Annotated in this window: 19 protein-coding genes and 1 tRNA gene; 10 read left to right on the top strand and 10 right to left on the bottom strand. The window is 59.8% G+C overall.

The features are described from left to right. The first annotated feature begins 29 nt into the window (after nucleotides 1–29). Nucleotides 30–551, top strand: a complete 522-nt coding sequence (locus NKJ58_RS31475) for a CatB-related O-acetyltransferase (protein WP_245263061.1) — start codon at nucleotides 30–32, stop codon at nucleotides 549–551. Nucleotides 552–620: 69 nt separating this feature from the next. Here NKJ58_RS31475 and NKJ58_RS04675 read toward each other — a convergent pair. Next, nucleotides 621–697: transfer RNA gene (locus tag NKJ58_RS04675), tRNA-Pro, on the bottom strand. A gap of 206 nt (nucleotides 698–903) precedes the next feature. Next, nucleotides 904–1,365 carry a hypothetical protein gene (locus NKJ58_RS04670; protein ID WP_352852839.1) on the bottom strand — a complete coding sequence of 154 codons (462 nt, stop codon included), beginning with the start codon at nucleotides 1,363–1,365 and terminating at the stop codon, nucleotides 904–906. 168 nt (nucleotides 1,366–1,533) lie between these two features. On the opposite strand from NKJ58_RS04670, the gene NKJ58_RS04665 reads away from it, so the two are divergent. The 3 genes from NKJ58_RS04665 (at nucleotide 1,534) to NKJ58_RS04655 (ending at nucleotide 3,795) form a co-directional block, all read left to right on the top strand. Then, on the top strand, nucleotides 1,534–2,160 hold the full coding sequence (locus tag NKJ58_RS04665) for a hypothetical protein (protein ID WP_352852838.1): 627 nt from the start codon (nucleotides 1,534–1,536) through the stop codon (nucleotides 2,158–2,160). A gap of 482 nt (nucleotides 2,161–2,642) precedes the next feature. Next, nucleotides 2,643–3,338: an SOS response-associated peptidase gene (locus NKJ58_RS04660; protein WP_352852837.1), complete on the top strand. Its 696-nt coding sequence runs from the start codon at nucleotides 2,643–2,645 to the stop codon at nucleotides 3,336–3,338. 193 nt (nucleotides 3,339–3,531) lie between these two features. After that, nucleotides 3,532–3,795: a hypothetical protein gene (locus NKJ58_RS04655; protein ID WP_352522114.1), complete on the top strand. Its 264-nt coding sequence runs from the start codon at nucleotides 3,532–3,534 to the stop codon at nucleotides 3,793–3,795. Between the two features lie 874 nt (nucleotides 3,796–4,669). On the opposite strand, the gene NKJ58_RS04650 is transcribed toward NKJ58_RS04655, so the two are convergent. Beyond that, complete coding sequence (locus tag NKJ58_RS04650; protein WP_352852836.1) at nucleotides 4,670–5,545, bottom strand: ATP-dependent DNA ligase; 876 nt, start codon at nucleotides 5,543–5,545, stop codon at nucleotides 4,670–4,672. 125 nt (nucleotides 5,546–5,670) lie between these two features. On the opposite strand from NKJ58_RS04650, the gene NKJ58_RS04645 reads away from it, so the two are divergent. The 3 genes from NKJ58_RS04645 (at nucleotide 5,671) to NKJ58_RS04635 (ending at nucleotide 6,508) form a co-directional block, all read left to right on the top strand. After that, nucleotides 5,671–5,856 carry a DUF3606 domain-containing protein gene (locus tag NKJ58_RS04645; RefSeq protein WP_352522112.1) on the top strand — a complete coding sequence of 62 codons (186 nt, stop codon included), beginning with the start codon at nucleotides 5,671–5,673 and terminating at the stop codon, nucleotides 5,854–5,856. Between the two features lie 225 nt (nucleotides 5,857–6,081). Continuing rightward, a complete protein-coding gene (locus tag NKJ58_RS04640) occupies nucleotides 6,082–6,237 on the top strand; it encodes a hypothetical protein (RefSeq protein WP_352852835.1) in 156 nt (51 codons plus the stop codon). A gap of 43 nt (nucleotides 6,238–6,280) precedes the next feature. Then, on the top strand, nucleotides 6,281–6,508 hold the full coding sequence (locus NKJ58_RS04635; protein WP_352522110.1) for a KTSC domain-containing protein: 228 nt from the start codon (nucleotides 6,281–6,283) through the stop codon (nucleotides 6,506–6,508). Between the two features lie 120 nt (nucleotides 6,509–6,628). On the opposite strand, the gene NKJ58_RS04630 is transcribed toward NKJ58_RS04635, so the two are convergent. Further along, complete coding sequence (locus tag NKJ58_RS04630; RefSeq protein ID WP_352852834.1) at nucleotides 6,629–7,387, bottom strand: hypothetical protein; 759 nt, start codon at nucleotides 7,385–7,387, stop codon at nucleotides 6,629–6,631. Between the two features lie 925 nt (nucleotides 7,388–8,312). On the opposite strand from NKJ58_RS04630, the gene NKJ58_RS04625 reads away from it, so the two are divergent. Continuing rightward, complete coding sequence (locus NKJ58_RS04625; protein ID WP_352852833.1) at nucleotides 8,313–8,531, top strand: hypothetical protein; 219 nt, start codon at nucleotides 8,313–8,315, stop codon at nucleotides 8,529–8,531. Between the two features lie 325 nt (nucleotides 8,532–8,856). Here NKJ58_RS04625 and NKJ58_RS04620 read toward each other — a convergent pair whose 3' ends face one another. From NKJ58_RS04620 to NKJ58_RS04605, 4 genes are all read right to left on the bottom strand, one after another. Further along, the gene (locus tag NKJ58_RS04620) at nucleotides 8,857–9,813 is read right to left on the bottom strand and encodes an ATP-grasp domain-containing protein (RefSeq protein WP_352852832.1); all 957 of its coding nucleotides are present in this window, start codon (nucleotides 9,811–9,813) and stop codon (nucleotides 8,857–8,859) included. Between the two features lie 351 nt (nucleotides 9,814–10,164). Further along, the gene (locus NKJ58_RS04615) at nucleotides 10,165–11,361 is read right to left on the bottom strand and encodes an acetate/propionate family kinase (protein WP_352852831.1); all 1,197 of its coding nucleotides are present in this window, start codon (nucleotides 11,359–11,361) and stop codon (nucleotides 10,165–10,167) included. Nucleotides 11,362–11,410: 49 nt separating this feature from the next. After that, entirely contained in the window at nucleotides 11,411–13,834 is a 2,424-nt protein-coding gene (locus NKJ58_RS04610) for a phosphoketolase family protein (RefSeq protein ID WP_352852830.1), read from the bottom strand. A 111-nt stretch (nucleotides 13,835–13,945) separates the two neighbouring features. Then, nucleotides 13,946–14,476 carry an SRPBCC family protein gene (locus NKJ58_RS04605; RefSeq protein WP_352852829.1) on the bottom strand — a complete coding sequence of 177 codons (531 nt, stop codon included), beginning with the start codon at nucleotides 14,474–14,476 and terminating at the stop codon, nucleotides 13,946–13,948. A gap of 737 nt (nucleotides 14,477–15,213) precedes the next feature. Here NKJ58_RS04605 and NKJ58_RS04600 point away from each other — a divergent pair. Then, nucleotides 15,214–15,663 (top strand): hypothetical protein, encoded by a 450-nt coding sequence (locus NKJ58_RS04600; RefSeq protein ID WP_352852828.1) that lies wholly within the window; start codon nucleotides 15,214–15,216, stop codon nucleotides 15,661–15,663. Nucleotides 15,664–16,017: 354 nt separating this feature from the next. Here the strand turns inward: NKJ58_RS04600 and NKJ58_RS04595 are convergent, their stop codons facing one another. After that, entirely contained in the window at nucleotides 16,018–16,611 is a 594-nt protein-coding gene (locus tag NKJ58_RS04595) for a TetR/AcrR family transcriptional regulator (protein WP_352852827.1), read from the bottom strand. A gap of 133 nt (nucleotides 16,612–16,744) precedes the next feature. On the opposite strand from NKJ58_RS04595, the gene NKJ58_RS04590 reads away from it, so the two are divergent. Continuing rightward, nucleotides 16,745–17,725 carry a class I SAM-dependent methyltransferase gene (locus tag NKJ58_RS04590; protein WP_352852826.1) on the top strand — a complete coding sequence of 327 codons (981 nt, stop codon included), beginning with the start codon at nucleotides 16,745–16,747 and terminating at the stop codon, nucleotides 17,723–17,725. Between the two features lie 166 nt (nucleotides 17,726–17,891). On the opposite strand, the gene NKJ58_RS04585 is transcribed toward NKJ58_RS04590, so the two are convergent. Then, nucleotides 17,892–18,605: a HoxN/HupN/NixA family nickel/cobalt transporter gene (locus NKJ58_RS04585; RefSeq protein WP_352522098.1), complete on the bottom strand. Its 714-nt coding sequence runs from the start codon at nucleotides 18,603–18,605 to the stop codon at nucleotides 17,892–17,894. Nucleotides 18,606–18,667: the final 62 nt, after the last annotated feature.

Raw genomic sequence — 18,667 nt, 5'->3', positions numbered from 1 at the left:
ATCTGTTTCGATCCAAGCTGCCCCCAAGCGTGACCGTTGGACGTCACACCTATGGGGTGAGCCGGAAGAAGGTGCTTGGAGCGTCTGCCGCCACTCCGTTGGCCCTTGGGGCGTTCTGTTCGGTCGCCGGCAACGTGAGCTTTGAATGTTCCGGGGGAAGCCACGTGCCTTGGGCTGCAACCACTTTTCCGATCCACAGCCGCATGATGGACACGACTGATCTCAATGCGCACGGCGGCAAACCCGTCGGCATTACCATCGCCAATGATGTCTGGATCGGCCGCCAAGCGCTGATCATGCCAGGCGTCCACATCGCGGATGGCGCTATTGTTGCGGCCGGCGCCATTGTCACCAGGGATGTGCCGCCATACGCGATCGTCGGCGGGGTCCCGGCCAAGCTTATCCGGTATCGCTTTTCACAGGATGTTATTGCGAAATTGCTGGCGATCCGGTGGTGGGAATGGAGCGACGAGAAGATCAAGCAGGAGGCTGCTTTTCTCACAGGTCCCATCGAACTCTTTGTCGAGCGGCACGCCAGCATGACGGCTTAAGAATGCATCTTGTTTGCGGGAAATCGAAAAGACGGTAGCCACCTTGGGGGAAGCGGCCAACTATTTGTTTGGTCGGAGTGGCCGGATTCGAACCGACGACCCCTTGACCCCCAGTCAAGTGCGCTACCGGGCTGCGCTACACTCCGGACCGCGCAAAGCCCTATAATCTCAAGGGGTGTAGCGCAAGAGCCTTGTCGGAACAAAATCGGGAAAATTAGAACAAATGGTGTCCTGGTGTGGATTTCGAGACCAAAAGTCACACCGAAAATCACACCGGAAGTTCTGGATATGTTCCAGTCTCTCAGTGGCCTTGATAGCTAAAGAGGGTCCTGACGGCTCGGCCTCATGGCCTTCAGTTCCTCGGCAACTTGTGAATCTCGAGCCTAACCGGTCCGCCACGGTCGCAGCTGGTGCAGAAAAGTGCTTTCTCGACCGAACTGAAAAGCGCGCCTTTACCGTATCGCCGGATAAGGCCGGCGGGCTTCACTTCAGCATAGTGAGAGCAGTTCTTGCACCAGGCTCGCAGCGTGTGCCATTCGCGGAGATCACCGAGCGCGATGTCGAGGCCGGCGTGCACGCTGCCGTCTACGATGGTCTGAGGGTCAATCCTGACGTCGCCAGGTGTCACCATCTTCTCCATCACATGCCGGGCATTGTAGTGGATCAGCAGCATTCCCGGCCGGCGCCGGATCGCGACGTGCCAGGCGGTTTGGCTGACAAAGAAATCTGGTGACCGGCATAGCGTCTCGACGAGCTGGGTTTCTTCTCGATCCCAGACTTCTATCCGAAAATTGTCCTCTGCCGTTTTTCCCATAGCTTCACAGGCCAGCGCGGTGACGCCTCGCCATGGTCCCTTTTCGCCTAGATCGAGGATGGAAAATAAGGAACATATTCCTCGCCAGTCAAGATCATCTTGACTCTTGTGTTCTCTTTTTGTTCACTCTCGTCAGGTTAGCCACAGGAGGAAGTCGTGGAGCTTCGCTTGAAAATCGAGGGCGCTACGTCCGAAGAAATCGCGCGCGGGATCGATGCGGCCCACGTTGTTTATGATCGGGAGGGTATTGCCGCCGAAGTCGCGGCAAGCGGCATGTTTGCGCTACAGGTCTGGGGTATCAAAGGATCTTCGCAAGGCGAAGAGCCGAGCAAGAGCCAAAAGGTTGCGGTCGATGTCTGGCTGAAAGCCAAGCGCGCCGCTTACGAGGCCTGTTGCGCCGGATGGCGCGAGCAACCGGCTATCAGTCGCTGGGCGTTATGTCTGGGGCCAACCGAGCCAAAGGTGAAGACCGCGAATCCGGCAACCTGGCCCGAAAGACAGCAGCTTTACCCCAAGCTCATCGAGCGTCTCGAAGCAGCCACCGGTCCAGATCGGCAACTCGACATCGACATTTGCTATGTAATGGGCTGGGTGAATGAGCGGGGACGCCGGAAGGGGCCGCTGAATTGGGATTGCCATATCTCACGGGCAATTTGGCCGAGGTTGCCTCCGTCACCCAGAAGTCTCTCCAGGACTGGACGATCGAGGTTGACCAGGCCCCTTGCGACGCTCGCATCATCGCGCTGGAGCGCGACGAACACGATAACAGGAGCGTGCAGCCTGGCGCTCTTTTGACGGTAGGCTCTACATGGAGAAGCCACCGGCTAACACCGCGATCGCGCTGACGCTGGCGGCGATGCGCCTTCAGGCTACCAGTTTTTTCGAGCCAGCATGGTAAGGCGCAACCGAAGCATTCCGGCGCGATCGACAATCGACGGAAAATGGCCTCACCAAGTCGCGCTGCCGGACGACCTCTGCACTGGCCGGAACCGGACGGCCATTCACGACTTCTGTCAGGAACGCGGAATGACTTTCCAAATTAAGCGTGTGCAAGCGGTTTGGCCAAATGGCAATGAGGAATGCCGGTTGCACTGCTTCGCAGATCCATCCGAAGCAAGGGAGTTCCTAGATGATCTTCAAGGTGAGCCTTCGACGCGAAGCGGGATCGCGAGAAGGGAAAGATACACGGCGTCTGGCGCCGCAGCGACGAGTATAGGAGAATTCTCGACCTTGGCCCGCTCAGCGTGCCTGAACTCCTGCGCAACTGAGACAGAGCCATGTGCGGACGTTACACCAAATATCTGTCGTGGTCGGAAATCCACCGGCTCTACAGACTGACGGCGCCTGCGGAGACAGGCCGCAACGACGAGCCGCGCTACAACATTGCGCCTACACAGGAGGTGCCGTTCGTGACTGCGGGTGAGGATGGCAACCACCGGCTCCGTGAAGGGCGCTGGTGGCTGGTTCCTTTCTGGGCGAAGGAGATGCCCAAGGCGGCGATGTTCAATGCGAGGATTGAGGGCATCGATACAGCGCCAGCCTTCCGCGACGCCTTCAAGTCAAAACGATGCCTGATACCAGCCGATGGTTTCTACGAGTGGACGATCTCGCCGGCTGACGGCAAGAAAGACCCATGGCACATTTACCAGCCAGGCCACACGCCGTTCTCGTTTGCCGGCCTGTGGGCCTACAATTCCAACCTCGGCATAACCAGTTGCACGATCATCACGGAGCCCGCTGGCGACCCTATGAAGCAGTTGCACGATCGGCAGCCGCTCATCCTCGATCCAGCCTACTACGACGCGTGGCTGGACCCGGCGACGCCCAAGGACAGCCTCAAGGACATTCTCAGCCACGACATCGAAGGTCAGCTGCAGTTCAACCGCGTTGGGCGTGAGGTGAACACGAGCGCCGCCGTCAACAAGTTGCCCAATGACCATCCTGGCCTAGTTGGGCCGATCAACCCGCTATGAGCGAAGAACCTGGCCAGCTTGCCGGAGGCATCAAAGCGGAGCCGCGCGCTCGACGGCACGTCGACAATCGTGGGTGTGAGCAGCCCGGCTGCTGTAAGGATGGAGGCTTCGGCTTTGCCTGGCCGCAGCAGCCATCGCACTGGTTCTGCTGGAAACTCGCGGCGATGGCGAGTGGTTCCTTTAGGAGGTTTGAATGTCGGACAACGTCCTGCCCACCCAAGCCAAACCGAAGTTGATTGTGGTCGTGGCATTTGATCGAGGCGACGACGGCGAGCTTTTCACAACCTACGGCCCGACCGATCAGCAAAGTGAAGAGCGTGCAATCCGCACAGCGAAGGCGCTGGCTTCGAACCATGTTGGCGTCATTGCCTGGAGCCGTGACGCAGACCCCGCGCTAGGGGAATATGGCCCGCCAACGACGTTGTTCGTCAGTGGCGACGTTCCCGACATGGAGTAAGCTGTAACGGATATCGATTGCCTCTGGGGGCACCATCGAAAGAATTATTTCTCGCTTAGTCTGCCTTCAAGCTCTTTCAGGAAATGGGCTTCACTGAGGAGCGAGTCCCAATCCATGCCGATGGCGCTTGATCAGCTGGCCTTCTGGAGGCCGGCCTTTCCGCCAGCATATCCAAAACGGCTTGGTCGCTCTCGGGCAGGTTGCCTTCCCGATGATGCATCGCCTCGAGAAGCTTGGCATAACCAAGCTTTCTCTTCGCCCTTGAGAAACCGCATGCAGCGGACGAGACCGGGCTTCAGCCGTTCGCCCCTGTCGCTCCCTTTCGGCGCCGGCCGCCAACCTTAGCCTGCACGCACGCAATGGCCCGCAAACCTCTCCCGGTTTCTCGTGGTCGGGCGTCTATATCGGGGCGGAAGCCGGTTGTGGCTGCCGTGGTTGAAACCAGCCCAAAATATTAGATTCCGCCTATGAACAAAAGGCCCGCTGGCCGAGCCAGTGGGCTTCAGTGGTCGAAGATGGAATTAGGTCTCAGAGGCAGGACCCGACACAATGACGACGACTTGCGACGTGAGATAGGAGAGATTTCCGCGCTTGGTCAGGACAGGCTTTTCATAGATCTTTTTCATAAGGTAGCTCCTCGCTTTCCCATCCCACCGATCGTGCTTGGGAGTGATCAAGTTGTCAAGCTGATGCTAAAATGCCCGCCGCGCATGGCGCGGCCTTCCAAGGGGGAAACGCACTGAAGTTGCAGTCCAACGCCCGAAGTGTTTCGACGCGACAATTTTCCAGAGCGTTCGCGAACCGCGGGTGGCGAGTGAAAAGGCGTGCTCATACAGGCAACATCTACGCACATGTGACGCGCTCCTGGCGTTTTTTAGCCACGGCCATCTGTGCCATCTTCCCAGAAATCCAGCAGCCTTGCGTGCCGCAGCTTGTCTTCGCCTTTGAGGGTCTTGACCCTCCCGACCAGTCCAGGCTTCAGCCACTCGGCCTTGTCCTTCTTATGCCCCTTCGGGACCGGGCCGCCAACCTTGCCCTGGACGCGATCCCATAACACCCGCCGCTTGTCGGCAGTGAACGAGACGAATGCACCACCTTTGTAGTGGCCCTTTTCAGCCATGATCACCTGGGCAGCTTTGCCGCGCTCGCGCTGAGCGCCGATGATCTCCATTTCCTTTTCCTCAAAGCACTTGATCTTCCGCCAGGCGCTCGTTTTGCCGCTGCGATATGGACTGCCCTTGAGCTTCGAAACAATCCCTTCCAGCCCGGCCTTGTCGGCCAGGTGATAAACGGCGTCACCGGTGCCGGGCATCGCCTCGCTGAATTGGATGTGCCCGCCGGCCGGAATCAGTTCGTGCAGCATCTCGCGACGATCTTGGGTCGGCATCCCGCGCAGGTCATGCCCATTCAGGAACAGCAGATCGAATGCAACCAGGTAGATATCTGGTGATGGCCGCAGGCCAATCACTGCCTGCATGGCATGAAAGTCGGACAGGCCGGCACCGTTGATCATGATAGCTTCGCCTTCGAGGATGAAGCTCTCCGCCTCGATCGCCGCCGCCTCTTCGGCGAGATAGCGATATCGAGCCGTCCAGTCGAAGCCGTTCTTTGTGAAGAAGCGGATGCCGTCTTCGTCTTTGATGGCCTGCGTGCGGTAGCCATCGAATTTGATTTCATGGCTCCAATCGTCGCCGGCCGGCGGCACATCGAAGAGCTCGGGCTCCATTGGCCGGATGAATTTTAAACGCATAAACAGACCCACACCCGGCGATTCAATAAGCTTAAGCTAAAATGGTTCCGAAACCGGAAATCGGCTTTTGGTGCAACAAACACGCTAACTATACGTTGCTCAATATTCGCAGGAGGAATCGAGATATGGCCGACGACAAGAGCAAACGGGATTTTCGCGATCGGGACCGTGTTTCAGCCGATGAGGATTATGAGGTCGAGTATTTCGCCAGCAAAACCGGCATCACCCCGCAACAGGTCAAGGAATTGATCGCGAAGCACGGCAACCAACGCGAGACGCTGGAGCGAGAAGCGAAGGCTCTGCGGAAATAATGACCAGGCTATCTGATCTCGGCAGACCACTAATCGGGCACCGACATGAAGGACCGCCCGCGAGCGAACTCGCGCATTTCCTCCCTTGCCCTGTTTGCGGGCAACAGATTGATATGCGCGATTTTCGCCAGGTCGCTTATCATGCCGATCCGGAGCACGAGCCGCTCGAACTGGACGCTTAGGACCAAAAGTGCCGAAATACCACGTTGAGGAAATGGCGATACCGTGACGACTACCCACATCGTCCACGCGACAACGCCGATCAGGGCGGCGCGGGAAGCGACAGAGCGCGACATCACTCTGCGCACCAGCGAGCCCATCTGGATCAGGGTTGCCGACGAAAAGCGCGGCCATATATTCGAATACAGTTTCAGCCTGTAGCTGAGGATCCAACTCGGCTAGCTGAGTTTTTGGATGGCATACAATGCCGTCGACCTCGATACGCAAGTTCGACTATGACCCCAACACCAGGGTTCTCTCGGTTTGGTTTGTAGCGAGCGGGAAGCATTACGAGTTTTTGGACGTGCCTGCTGAGGCCGTTGCTGCGTTCAAAGCTGCCTTTGCCAAGGGCGTCTATTTCAACACTCAAATCCGGAACCGTTATGCATTCCGGCTCGCGCCAGCGAGGGCAGCAGGCTCGTCGGGCGGTTGACACAATTTCTAATCCAAAGCGGCCCGCGCCACCTAAAAAGGAAAGCGCGGACCCAACCAGATGCAGCCGCCGGGCGGACCCGACGGCTTTATCGTCGACTGCTGCCGCCGCATGAGGGCCTCAAGGCGTGGCCGGCGCCAGCTTGGCGGCTACTTGGTCGATCTTCTCGGCAAGCACGCCATTGGCCCAATCTGTCACCTCAGGGTCAACCGGCTTGTTGGCCATTTGGGCAAGAGCTGCATCGAGCGATGGGACGTTGGCAGCGGCGTCAGCGGCGGCGGCCTGAGCATCGGCCGCGGCCTGAGTGGCGTCATCGAATGCTGTCTGTGCTGCATCGAGGTCGGCCTGCGTCGGGACATCTTCGGGCGGGGTATTCGGGTCAGCCGCTTTCGCATTCAGCGCGTCGAGCGCCGCTTTGGCGTCGGCAACCGCCTGATTAGCGGCATCGAGCGCCGATTGAGCGTTCTTGGCTATTGCCGACTGTGTCACAAAAGCCTGCACGCCAGCGAAGTTCTTGCTCTTGGAGTGCATAAAGGCGTTGGCGTTGCGCTGCAGTGAGTTCAACCGGCCGAGCTTGGCATGGATATTCTTTTCCTTGGACACTGAAGCGGTAGCGGCCTTGGCGACCTGGCCCTTGGCGGCCTGGCCCTTGGCTGATGCCGACTTGCCGTGCGAACCGCCGCCTCCGCCATTGCTGCTAGTATTACCCTTTCCTCCGCTATTGCCATTGCCATTGCCATTGCCATTACCATTGCCATGGCCGTTACCATTCCCATGGCCGTTGCCACCAGCACCAGCCAGGGCCGGCGACACCAAGAGCGCGAGCACCGCGAATGCAGCAAAAAGGGTCTTGCGGGATGTCATAATTTCCTCCGACATTGCCACCGCCACTAAACGTATAGCCGGCAACATGAGGAATCGCTAATACAAAGGGTAAACTTAGATATAGCTGTGCTTTCATTACGAGAACGAAGGGGCCGGCCACCCAACGCAAACCGCATAAATCTTTGAAATGCGAAAGCGAGATCAGCGTCCTTTGGGCCGATTCGCTTCGAATCTCGAAGGTCTTAGGCCGAAGTTTTGGGGTCACTCAAAGGGCTTGATGGCACCTAAGGTAGTCGGCACGTTCTCGGGAGAAAAACAAAAAGCCGGCCGACCGAGGCCAGCGGGCTTGCGACGGGATGGCCCGCGCTGCTTCCGAGGCTGCGCGGGCCGACCATGATGAGTGGAGAGGACATCTTGGTCACCGGAACGGACCGCTGAAGAACGAGCCGGGTGTGACCGAACAGCCTCAGAGCGAGGATGTTCCCGACTCAAGCAAAAAAGGCCGCCAGCATGAGCCGGCGGGCAATCGGCCTGGAGTAGCTGGCACGAGCCAGCATTGGTCAACGAGCGGCGGAGGGGTTGGTTGCCCGAGCACACTCCAGGCGCTCGTGCGACGAAGCCCAATCCCAAGGGAGGGAAAGGCCAAAGGGAGGAAAAACGATGTCCGTGCAAAAAGAAGATTATCGAACGAACAGAGCCGACTATGCGATCGCCGCACATGGCCGAAAGACCGCTGATGACGACGACCGCGAAGAACTGGTGGCAAAAAAGAGGTCGCAGTGGCTAAGAGATCGGCGAACCGCCAGATTGACCGCAAATCCGTCCGAAAGCTTGCCAGGACCGAAAGCCAGGCCGCGGGCTAGTTAGCGCATCCCGAACCCTGCGGAGCCGGCCCGCTGGACTCCAAACCAAAACAGTCGCATCCTCTCATCGGGGGGAGGGGTTTGGAAAAATACCGATACGACAATCGGTGTTGGCAATGGCGCAAGCGGACCGGCGCCAAGCTGCGGGCGCACGCCAATTGGCTCGCATTCCGAAGCGCCTGATCTTCGTGGCCGTAGCTGCAATGGCCGCCTTCGTCATGCAGCACAGCGACCGTGCACCCAAGATCCATCTGTCGAGCCAGATCAGCCCTAGCCCAGGGCTGATCGCCGGCGTTGCGTCGGTCATCGACGGCGACACGATCGAAATTCATTGACGACGCATCCGTTTCAATGGGATCGACGCGCGGTCCCAAGCTACAAACGTGCAATTGATCGGCCTCGATGCGGCCAGGAATCTGTCCAGCGCTTCGGCCGATCGCCGGACGCACGGATATTCGGACCCCTTGGCGTCCTCGCAATTTTGCTTGCTCTCGGGCGAGTGACGGTCGTCTGAACGCAGCCTTTCAGGGCTTAAAAATGAGAGTATTGTGTCCTGCCACTCGGTCGTGCACCGTTTGTTCACCCGTGGCCGGGTTCGGCGAGTGGCCGGAACTCTGCTTTCTCGTTAGTGCGATGTCTACCACCGATGATCCCGCATCTTTAGATCACAAGCACCGGGGCAAAACCGCCGCCGGGTGTCCGGAAATTTGTAGTCTGGCCCTGGTAGAGGCGGGCGGCCGCGAGCAACACCTGGCCATCATAAGTGTAAAGCCGCACGTCCATCTTGCGCGGCGTGGGCGCGCCATCAATCTCGATAATGCGCTGTCCGGGTGAGGCAAACGCCTGGGCCACATAGCCGCCACGGGAGATCTCGGCCCAAACCCCCTTCGTGACCTTGTCGCCGCGGTAGACCGCCTTGCTGCCGTGGCCTGAGTGCGGCTTGAAGAACATCTCCTTACGGGATTGCCAGGCGGCATCCGAATTGTCGGGCGTGACCAGCGTGGTCCGCGGCACACCCGCAAGCCGCGAGCGCATCTCCAGAGAAAGGCCGAATGATTCGAGTGCCGCCGGATCGGACAACAGTGTGAGATTGCGCTTGCTTGCAAAGAGCGAATGGTTGTGCGGATTGGGTGTGACCACCACAGCGCCGTCCTGATAAGCAGTTCTGAGCGAAGCATGCTCCGGGCGATCAAGTGTGAAATCGACCAGGCGGTTGTAAACAAGGTCAATCTCCTGTCCGTCGAGCCGAAGCTTGCCGCCATCATATTTCAGCTCGCTCGCGTCGCCGATCACCGCGTCTATGCCGTGCTTCAGCAATAGCTGCCGCGCAAGCACGAATTCAGGATAGAGATACTGCTCCTCAGGCCGATCATCGACGATCGCGATCCTTCGCGGCGAACCGGCTCCGCGCTGACGGCGCCATTCGCTCTCGAACATCGCAACGACGCTGGTTTCGAAGCGATCGTCCCTGGCGCCGATCAACGCACGGTCAACGTCGGAACAGCACGCCTTCTGCGCCTTGGCCAGCAAGGCATTAAGGAAAGCACCGCCCGCGTTGGTGTTGACCTCGATCAGCTTGGGACCGTCATCGTTGAGGTGAAAATCGTAGCCCATCATAGCGCCGACCGGTCCAAAATCCCGTTGCGCGATTTCGGGAGCCCAGGAGAGCACGGCGTCGCGGTAACCTTGCAGCCTGGCTGTCGCCTCGACGGCAACGACAATACCCTGCATCTCATCGAGGGCAGACGCGGCGAGGAAGACCGGAACATTGGAAAACAGATGCGGCCGCGACGCCATGAAGGTTTCGGAGAATCCGAGGTCGCCGGCCTCATGGTTCAGCGCCGCCCAAAGTGCTGTCCGGTCGAGCGTAATGCAGAAGCATTTGTGGTTAAGTCGCGCCGACAGAGATGTGTTGGCTTCCGCTGCGCCGGGGATTTTGAGCATGTCAGCATCTCCTCACCGATGGCATCATAATGCGGTGTCTCGCCCTCGTCGCGACGACAACGCGAGCAATTGGCTGCCGACCGATCTTTCCTCATCCGTGGGAATGACAAGCACGTCGACGCCGGAACCGGCGAGGCTGATCATTTCCTCGCCTTTTACGTTCCGGTCATGGTCGATCTTGACGCCGAGCCAGCCGGCCGCGGCACCGATCCCTTCCCGGATCAAAGGGGCGTTTTCGCCGATACCGGCAGTGAACACCAGCGTATCCAGCCCTCCGAGGGCAGCGGCCAGCGACCCTATCTCGCGCCCAACGCGATAGATGAAAAGACCGACAGCCTCGGCGGCAGCTGAATCCCCAGAGCCGATAAGCGTCTGCATGTCCCCGGATATTCCTGACACCCCTAGCAGGCCTGATTGCTCGTAGAGAAGGACAACCAGTTCGTCGGCCGACAACCTCTTGTCCTCTAGGAGGTGGAGGATGATCCCCGGATCGAGCGCACCGCAACGCGTGCTCATGACAAGGCCGTCGAGCGTTGAAAACCCCATCGTCGTGGCGACGCTTGTTCCAGCGTTCATGGCACACAGGCTCGCACCGCTGCCGAGATGGGCGACGATCGCCCGGCCGCCGGCGCCCGCGCCGTAGCGATCACGCAGCTTCGAAGCGATGTGGCTATACGAAAGTCCGTGAAAGCCATAGGAGACCAGGCCTGCCTCGGTCATCGCGCGAGGAAGGCCGTAAATCTTTGCGATCTCAGGCCTTGCAGAATGAAACGCTGTGTCGAAGCAACCAACCTGAATCGCCTGTGGCAGGAGGTCGGCTGCCAGTGCGACAATTTCGAGATTTATCCTCTGATGGATCGGAGCCAGCGGTTCGAGCAGCCGGAGCGACTCCAGTGTGGGCTGATCGAGCAGCGTCGCTTCAGTCAAGCCGCGCCCACCATGGACGATCCTATGCCCTACCCTGACGATGACGGGGAGAAGATCGCGATCCTTGAGCACCGAGGCAACCGTCGCGAATGCCTCCCCGATATCGATCGGTCCGCCGCTCAAGCTCCGGTCTATTTCAGGCCATCCCGCTGCAGCGTCCACACGCAGCCGCGGATGCTGGCTGAGCGAGGCGACATTGCCTCGCAGCAGTAGCGGCAGTTCGTCGCGTCCCTCAAAGACCGCGAACTTTAGGCTTGAGGAACCGCCGTTCAGGACGAGGATTGCGTCGGTCATGGGGCTGTCCGATCTGGTCGCGGCGATATCCGAAATGGCGGGCGGCGGCTCAACCCGAACGAGCCGCCGCCGCATCTGGATCCTGCCCCCACTTCCAGTCGAGTATTTCCGGCATATCCTGGCCATGGGCGCGAATATAGGCTCGATGTTCAAGCAGCTTGCTGTCCATCATCTGCTTCAGACCAACCCGCACGCCCTTCAATTCCGGAACCCGGTCAAGCACACTTTGGACGAGGTGGAAACGATCGAGGCCGTTCAAAACGGTCATGTCGAAGGGCGTGGTTGTCGTGCCCTCCTCGTTAAAGCCACGCACATGGATGTTGTCGTGATTGGTGCGCCGATAGGTCAGGCGATGAACGGTCCAAGGATAGCCATGATAGGCGAAGATGACGGGTTTGCCGGTGGTGAATAGCGCGTCGAAATCGCGATCCGACAGGCCGTGCGGGTGATGCTCCTTCGGCTGCAGGGTCATCAGGTCAACGATGTTGACCACCCTGATCCTGAGCTCTGGAACATGGCGCCTGAGGATCTGCACAGCCGCCAGCGTTTCGAGCGTCGGAACATCGCCGGCGCAAGCCATGACGACGTCAGGCTCCGCTCCATCGTCCGTCGACGCCCAGTCCCATATGCCGATGCCTGCCCTGCAGTGGACAATTGCCTTGTCCATCGACAGCCACTGCCATGACGGCGGCTTGCCGGCGACGATGATGTTGATGCGGTTCCAGGTTTGCAGCACGTGGTCGGTCACGCACAGCAAGGTGTTGGCATCCGGCGGGAGATAGACGCGAACGATGTCGGCCTTCTTGTTGAGGGCGACGTCGATGAAGCCAGGATCCTGATGGCTGAAGCCGTTGTGTTCCTGATGCCAGACATGGCTCGACAACAGATAATTCAGCGATGCGATCGGCCGCCGCCAAGGGATATCGCGGCAGGCATCAAGCCATTTCGCATGCTGGTTGAACATGGAATCGACGATGTGTATGAAGGCCTCGTAGCAGGAGAACAGGCCGTGCCGCCCGGTAAGCAGGTAGCCTTCAAGCCAGCCCTGGCATGTGTGTTCGGATAGGATTTCCATGACCCGGCCGTCACGGCCGAGATGAACGTCTTCGGGAAGGATCTTTTCCATCCAGGCTCGCTCGGTCACTTCGAACACGTCTTGAAGCCGGTTCGAGGCGGTTTCGTCGGGTCCGACGATGCGAAAGTTCTTCGTGGCCTGGTTCAACTGCATGACGTCTCGCAGGAAGGTCCCCATCACACGGGTAGACTCGGCCTTGACGGCGCCGGGCCGGGTAATGGCTACCGCATGGTCATGCAAGCCGGGCAGTTCGAGAGACCGGCGCAGCAGGCCGCCATTGGCATACGGGTTGGCGCTCATGCGCCGCGTGGCTTGGGGCGCGGTGTCGCGGATCGAAGGGACTAGAGCACCAGCGGCGTCGAACAGCTCCTCGGGCCTATAGCTTTTCAGCCATTCCTCCAGCAGCTTGAGATGCTCCGGGTTTTCCGCCAAGCCCGACAAGGGAACCTGGTGCGAGCGCCAGAAGCCCTCGGTCTTCAGCCCGTCGACCTCCTTCGGTCCCGTCCAGCCCTTGGGGCTTCGAAGCACGATCATCGGCCATTTTGGTCGCAAGGTCGCCGCCGCTGAACCATCGCGCGCAGCATGCTGGATCTCCCGGATGCGGTCGAGCGCATCGTCGAGCACGGCCGCCATTCGTTGATGCATCAGCGCCGGCTCGTGTCCCTCGACGAACAGCGGTTCATAACCGTAGCCGATAAACAGCGCGCGCAATTCATCTTCGGGAATGCGGCCCAGAATCGTCGGATTGGCGATCTTGTAGCCGTTCAAATGCAGGATCGGCAGAACCGCGCCGTCGCTCGCCGGATTGAGGAATTTGTTGGAATGCCATGCCGCAGCCAGTGGTCCGGTTTCGGCCTCGCCATCGCCGACGATGCAGGCGACGACGAGGTCCGGATTGTCGAACGCCGCGCCGTAGGCATGAGAAAGCGCGTAGCCCAGTTCGCCGCCTTCATTGATCGAACCCGGCACGACTGGCGCGGCGTGGCTCGGAATTCCGCCTGGAAACGAGAACTGTCGGAACAGCTTCCGCATACCCTCCTCATCCATCGTTATATCCGGATTTAACTCGGTGTAGGTGCCCTCTAGGAAGGTGTTCGCCACCATTGCCGGGCCGCCGTGGCCGGGACCGCAGACATAGATCACATTTGCGTCCTTGAGCCGGATCGCCCGGTTGAGGTGCGCATAGATGAAACTCAGGCCTGGCGATGTTCCCCAGTGCCCGAGCAGACGCGGCTTGACGTGTTCCAGTCGCAACGGCTCTCGAAGCAGCGGATTGTCGAGCAGGTAGATCTGGCCGATGGTCAGGTAGTTGGCGGCACGCCAGTAGGCATCGATGTCGCGCAACTGGCTTTCAGATAGCCGCCCACTGGGGACTGCTACTCTCGCATGCTCGGTCATGTCAGCTCCGTTGCGTTGTTTGCAAATGCCGCTGGATCGCGACGCGCCTCTGCTTGTCGACTCGTTGTGAATGGACACCAACGCGTTCGCGCGCCATTGGGTCCGTCATTGCTAGGCTGACTTTCTAGATGCTTGAGCGCCCGGGACGGCGCGCGCCCCGACCTTCCCGAAATAAAGGGCTGCGTCTTTCGCCATCCGACCCGTGCACCAACGTGCATACGCATCCGCAAAGATCAGGCCAAGCAACCGGGCCGGCGCCGTGTCCGGCAGGTCGTAGTCGATGAAGACCCGAAGCAGGCAGGATCGCGCCTCGGGGACGATCTCGAAGCCCATGCGATAGCGGCCGATCACCCAGAGGTTTGGGGCCCCGATAGTTTCCCAGACCTTCAATCTGGGCGGCATTCGGCTCGCCACCACTTGCTTCGCCGACAGCGCAATTCCGAGTATTTTTCCACGGAATCTGAACTTGGAGCCAACCGACCGAGCTTCGCCTGCATCGAACTCGTAGTCCATCTTCGAACCGAGCATCATCCATGATGAGGCGCTCATATGCGCCCCGAGATGTCTGTGGTCGTCGAGATAGGCAAACACAGGCTCGGCCGCGGATTCTATGCTGACGGTGGCCTGAGTGGAACGCGACATTGCTGGCATCATCTCGCCTCCGATTCATCCGCAGGTTTCAAGGGAGAAACTGGGAAATCATTCGATCGGTGTCGAATGAGACCCGGTGAACTAAGCGCTCCCCCGGAGCTGCGGCATTGATTTGCGTCAAAGTGGCGACTCGCAGTTGGGCTATATTGAACACACATGAAAATTGCGTCGGCTCAGCTTCGATTGCTGTTCTCCGTGGTCCTCCTTATCGCGGGCGGTGCCCTTGCGGGTCTTGCCGGGCAGGCTTTCGGAGCCAGCGCCACTGCCGACGTTGCGACACCCTCGATCACGTCGGGCAACGCGATACGTGGCGTCGCGTCCCCAGGCCGGGACAATCATCGCGCGCCATGTGATGACTGCCTAAATTGCGTGGACGCGACCGGATCCTGCTGTTGTGCTGCAGGCATTTCCGCCGGCGAATCTGCCGTTCTTCATTGTGTGCCGATTGCCGCCCGGTTCATGGCAGGCAAGGCATTCCTGCCAACGGGCATAGACCCCGAGGCGCTCCTGCGTCCACCCCAGATCATGGCCTGATATCGCGCCGTCGCAGCCCTAGGCACTGTTGAATCCGACAGTGCTTGCCAAGGCCCCATATCGCGACCGATTCCCGAAGTCATAAGCCAGAGCGGCGATTGGGGCCTTGGGCTCCCGTCAGAGTCAGCCGCGGTTCACACCAACGACAAGGAACCAGCCATGAAAACCCAGCTTCGATTGGCGAGGTTTCACTAATGAAACCTGCAGCCAATCCTTGGTCCATGTCGTCCGCAACTCTTGCTCTCACGGGAATCATTATCGCCGGGATCGGACTGTATTTTATCGCACCCAGGCCACCACTGCTTCCCGAGGATGTCCGCTATATGAATCTCTCGGCCGCTGAGCTCGAAGCGATCGGTCCACGTCTCGCGATGTGGCTGATGCAGGTTTTCAGGGTGCTCGGCGGCTACGCACTCGCCACCGGCGTTCTCCTGATTGCGCTGGCATTCACCGCGTTTCGCGCGCGGCATCCGGTCGCGCTGGCTGGCGCCCTGGTCGGAGGAGCGTCGTCCATCGGCTTGATGTCGGTGGTCAACTTCACGATCGGCTCCGACTTCAGGTGGCCACTGTTCGCCTGCGCGCTGGTCTGGGCCGTAAGCCTCATCGCCTACGGGCTCGAAAGCTCCCGCAATGACAATCGATGACAAATAAGGAACTCATCCCATGAACACCAACAACGTGCACCGTATGTCCGCTCCCGCGACTCGCGTTCCCGCCTTTTTTCCCGCACCTGGCCAGGCTATTCGGTTCCGCCGGCGAGCGCCGTGCGCCCTGAAGGTAGATCGTTGGGGCCCGATCCTTGTGTGCTGAACGAAACGACGAAATCCGAGATCTGAACTCGAAAGCCGTCGCCCATGAGCACCCAACCGGCGCACAGGCATACACGGTTTTACCGGCAAGCAAATCGTGGATGTCTGGGACCTTTTGGACGGCTGCGGCGGGGGGGGATCTAGAGCCGGCTCCGGAGTGTCGTTTTTCCATCGTGCTGGGACCCGCTGCTACCGCTGTTCTGCGTCGAAAGCGGCGACGATCGCGGGGATCGTCAAGCGCCGGAATATCGTGTCGACTTCCGCCGGCGACATTCTTGATTTGCGATCCATCCACCAAGCCAGAACCGACATCAGGGCGCCAACCACGAACTGGATCAGCACGCTTCGGGGGATTTGTTCGTCACTGCTGGGGGGTGCGATCACAGCAAGGTCCTTGCTCACCAGATCAGAGAGCAGCGCTCGCATCCGGTTCATGACGATGGCGGACCCTCGCTCTCCGACAAGCACACGATAGATGTCACGGAAACTTTGCGCATGTTCGAAGAGCGTCAGGCTGAAGCCGAGACAGCGCTGGCCAACGTCTCCTTCTTCGGCAAGTGCTGCTTGCTGGCGCGCTGTCAACAGCGCGCGCAGTTCCGCTAGACCGTTTGTGAGCAGATCCTCCTTGCTGTTGTAGTGCGCATAAAAGGTCGAACGACCGACATTCGCACGCTCGACGATGTCCTTGATCGTCACCGCCTCGTAGCCCTTTTCAAGCACCAGCGCGACCAACGCGTGATGCAGCGAATCGCGCGAGCGCTGGATTCGGCGATCTTCCTTCATGCGTGCGCCCCCTCCCTGCCATAGGCCCTGTTTCGTCCGTTGCCGGACATTTCGCGCCTTAAGTTCATGTTCAAATTTTCAGTCATGCTGTCCGATAACTGCTGTCCTGTCCAGAAATAAGCGGAGGCCAGTCATGGCAACAAGAGAAACACCAGGTCCCCATAGCCACAGCCATCTTTGGCTCGTCGGCCTCATCGGCGTGGCAGCAGGGCTGCTGTTGCTGATCTATGTCCCGTCGCTGCCAGCCGTCTCGGGGACAGTCCTGCTCTTTGGCGCCTTTCATCTCGTCGGAGCCCTGGTGTTGCTGGCTTCGCTCTATGTCATGGCCGGAAAAAGGCTCGCCGTGCACTTGCCAGGCCGGATAGGCCGACAGGACACCGAGGGTTTCGATTTCGGCTGGGCGCCGGCCTGGGCGCTCGGGCCGTGGATCGCCGCGCTGATCCTCATCGCACTCACGGTCACTGTTCAGGTCGCGACACCAGCCTATTGGCCGCTCGCCATGGTGCTGACGCTGCTCGCGGCGAACTTCTTCGCCGGCGGTCTCATTGCCCGCACCGTCGGACGTTACGAGCATGCCGCCTTGCCGATGGTCGACCTTCTGTCGGGCGACAGAGATGTGGTTCTCGATGCAGGATGCGGCGCCGGCCGAACCACGATCGCACTCGGCCGTGCACTCCGCAATGGAAGGATCGTCGCGCTCGACCGCTTCGATTCGGGCTATATCGAAGGCGGCGGCCGGCGGTTGCTCGAACAGAATCTGCGCCTTGCCGGGCTGACCGGCCGCGTGGACATTGAACCTGGCGACCTGACTGCATTGCCCTTCCCGGAACGCCATTTCGACGCCGCCGTCAGCGCCCACGCGATCGATCACCTCGGCCCGCAAAAGGAACAGGGGCTGCGAGAGATGTTGCGTGTCCTGAAACCGGGCGGGCGTTTCCTTCTCGTCGTCTGGGTGCCCGGATGGACGATGTTCGCGATCGTCAGCGTGCTCGCACTGCTCTTCTCGGGCAAAGGCGCCTGGCGGCGGATGGCAACGAGCGCGGGCTTCGAGGTATGTGACGAAGGCATGCTCAACGGCAACTGGTTTGTCGTGCTCAAAAAGCCGGTGGCATAAATCGAGCGGGAGCCGGGCCTGTCGCCGAAACCATACGCGACAGGATCCCGTCGGTGCCAGGCCCCCTGAACAACTCCGCGAGGCCTGCTTGACATAGTCGAGAGCGGCGCGGTGGAGACCCGCAACTGCAGTTTGTTCTCGCGGCGGCCCCATAATCACTATGGCCTCAGGCCGAGGTGATCTGCCAGACGGCAACACCGGCAAGCGCAAGGCCAGCGGCGCCTTCGATGATCCGGGAAATGATATCGAACAGGCGTGGTCGATAGTCGAAAAAATGCACCAGACGCTCCCGAAACAGGATCGACAGAACTGCGACACAAGATAGCGTCAGCGCCACCCCGGCCATCATGGTGACGGCGAAAAGAATGCCCGCGATCGGAACGCCTCTGGATATCGCGAAGGTCATGACAAAAAGCGTCAGTGGACACGGGATAAGGCCGGCCATGACGCCAACGGCCTCACCTTCATGCTTGTGATGATGACCATGGCTCAAAGCGCGCCAGAGCATCCAGACGCCGATCAACCCAAGCAGCCCGCGACTGATATCCTCCAGTAGCGGCGCACGGCCGACGCTACCCAACGCAATGGAGACCAACGGCAGCGAAAGAACTGCGATCACAACGGCAATCGCCACATGGGTGAAGGAGAGCGTCAGCGACACCAGAAGGCCGCGCCGGACGCTGTTGGCCGATCCTGCCAGATAGGTGGCCAACACGGCTTTGCTGTGGCCAGGTGTCAAGGCATGCGCCGCACCGAACAGAATGCCCATCGGCAGAAAGGCCATGAAGGCCAGCCAGCCGCCGCCGGCCGAAAGCAGTTTGATCTGATCGCCGAGCGTCAGATAGATCGTGCGCTGAAACTCGACAAGCGTCTGGAACATCAGGCGAGACTAGCAGAAGCCTGCCGCTCGCCGCGACTGTCAGTGCTTGTGACCGTCATGTT

The organism is Mesorhizobium sp. M0139 (assembly GCF_040322455.1).
Taxonomy (GTDB): Bacteria; Pseudomonadota; Alphaproteobacteria; order Rhizobiales; family Rhizobiaceae; genus Mesorhizobium.
This window is presented reverse-complemented; position numbering and strand designations above follow the sequence as displayed.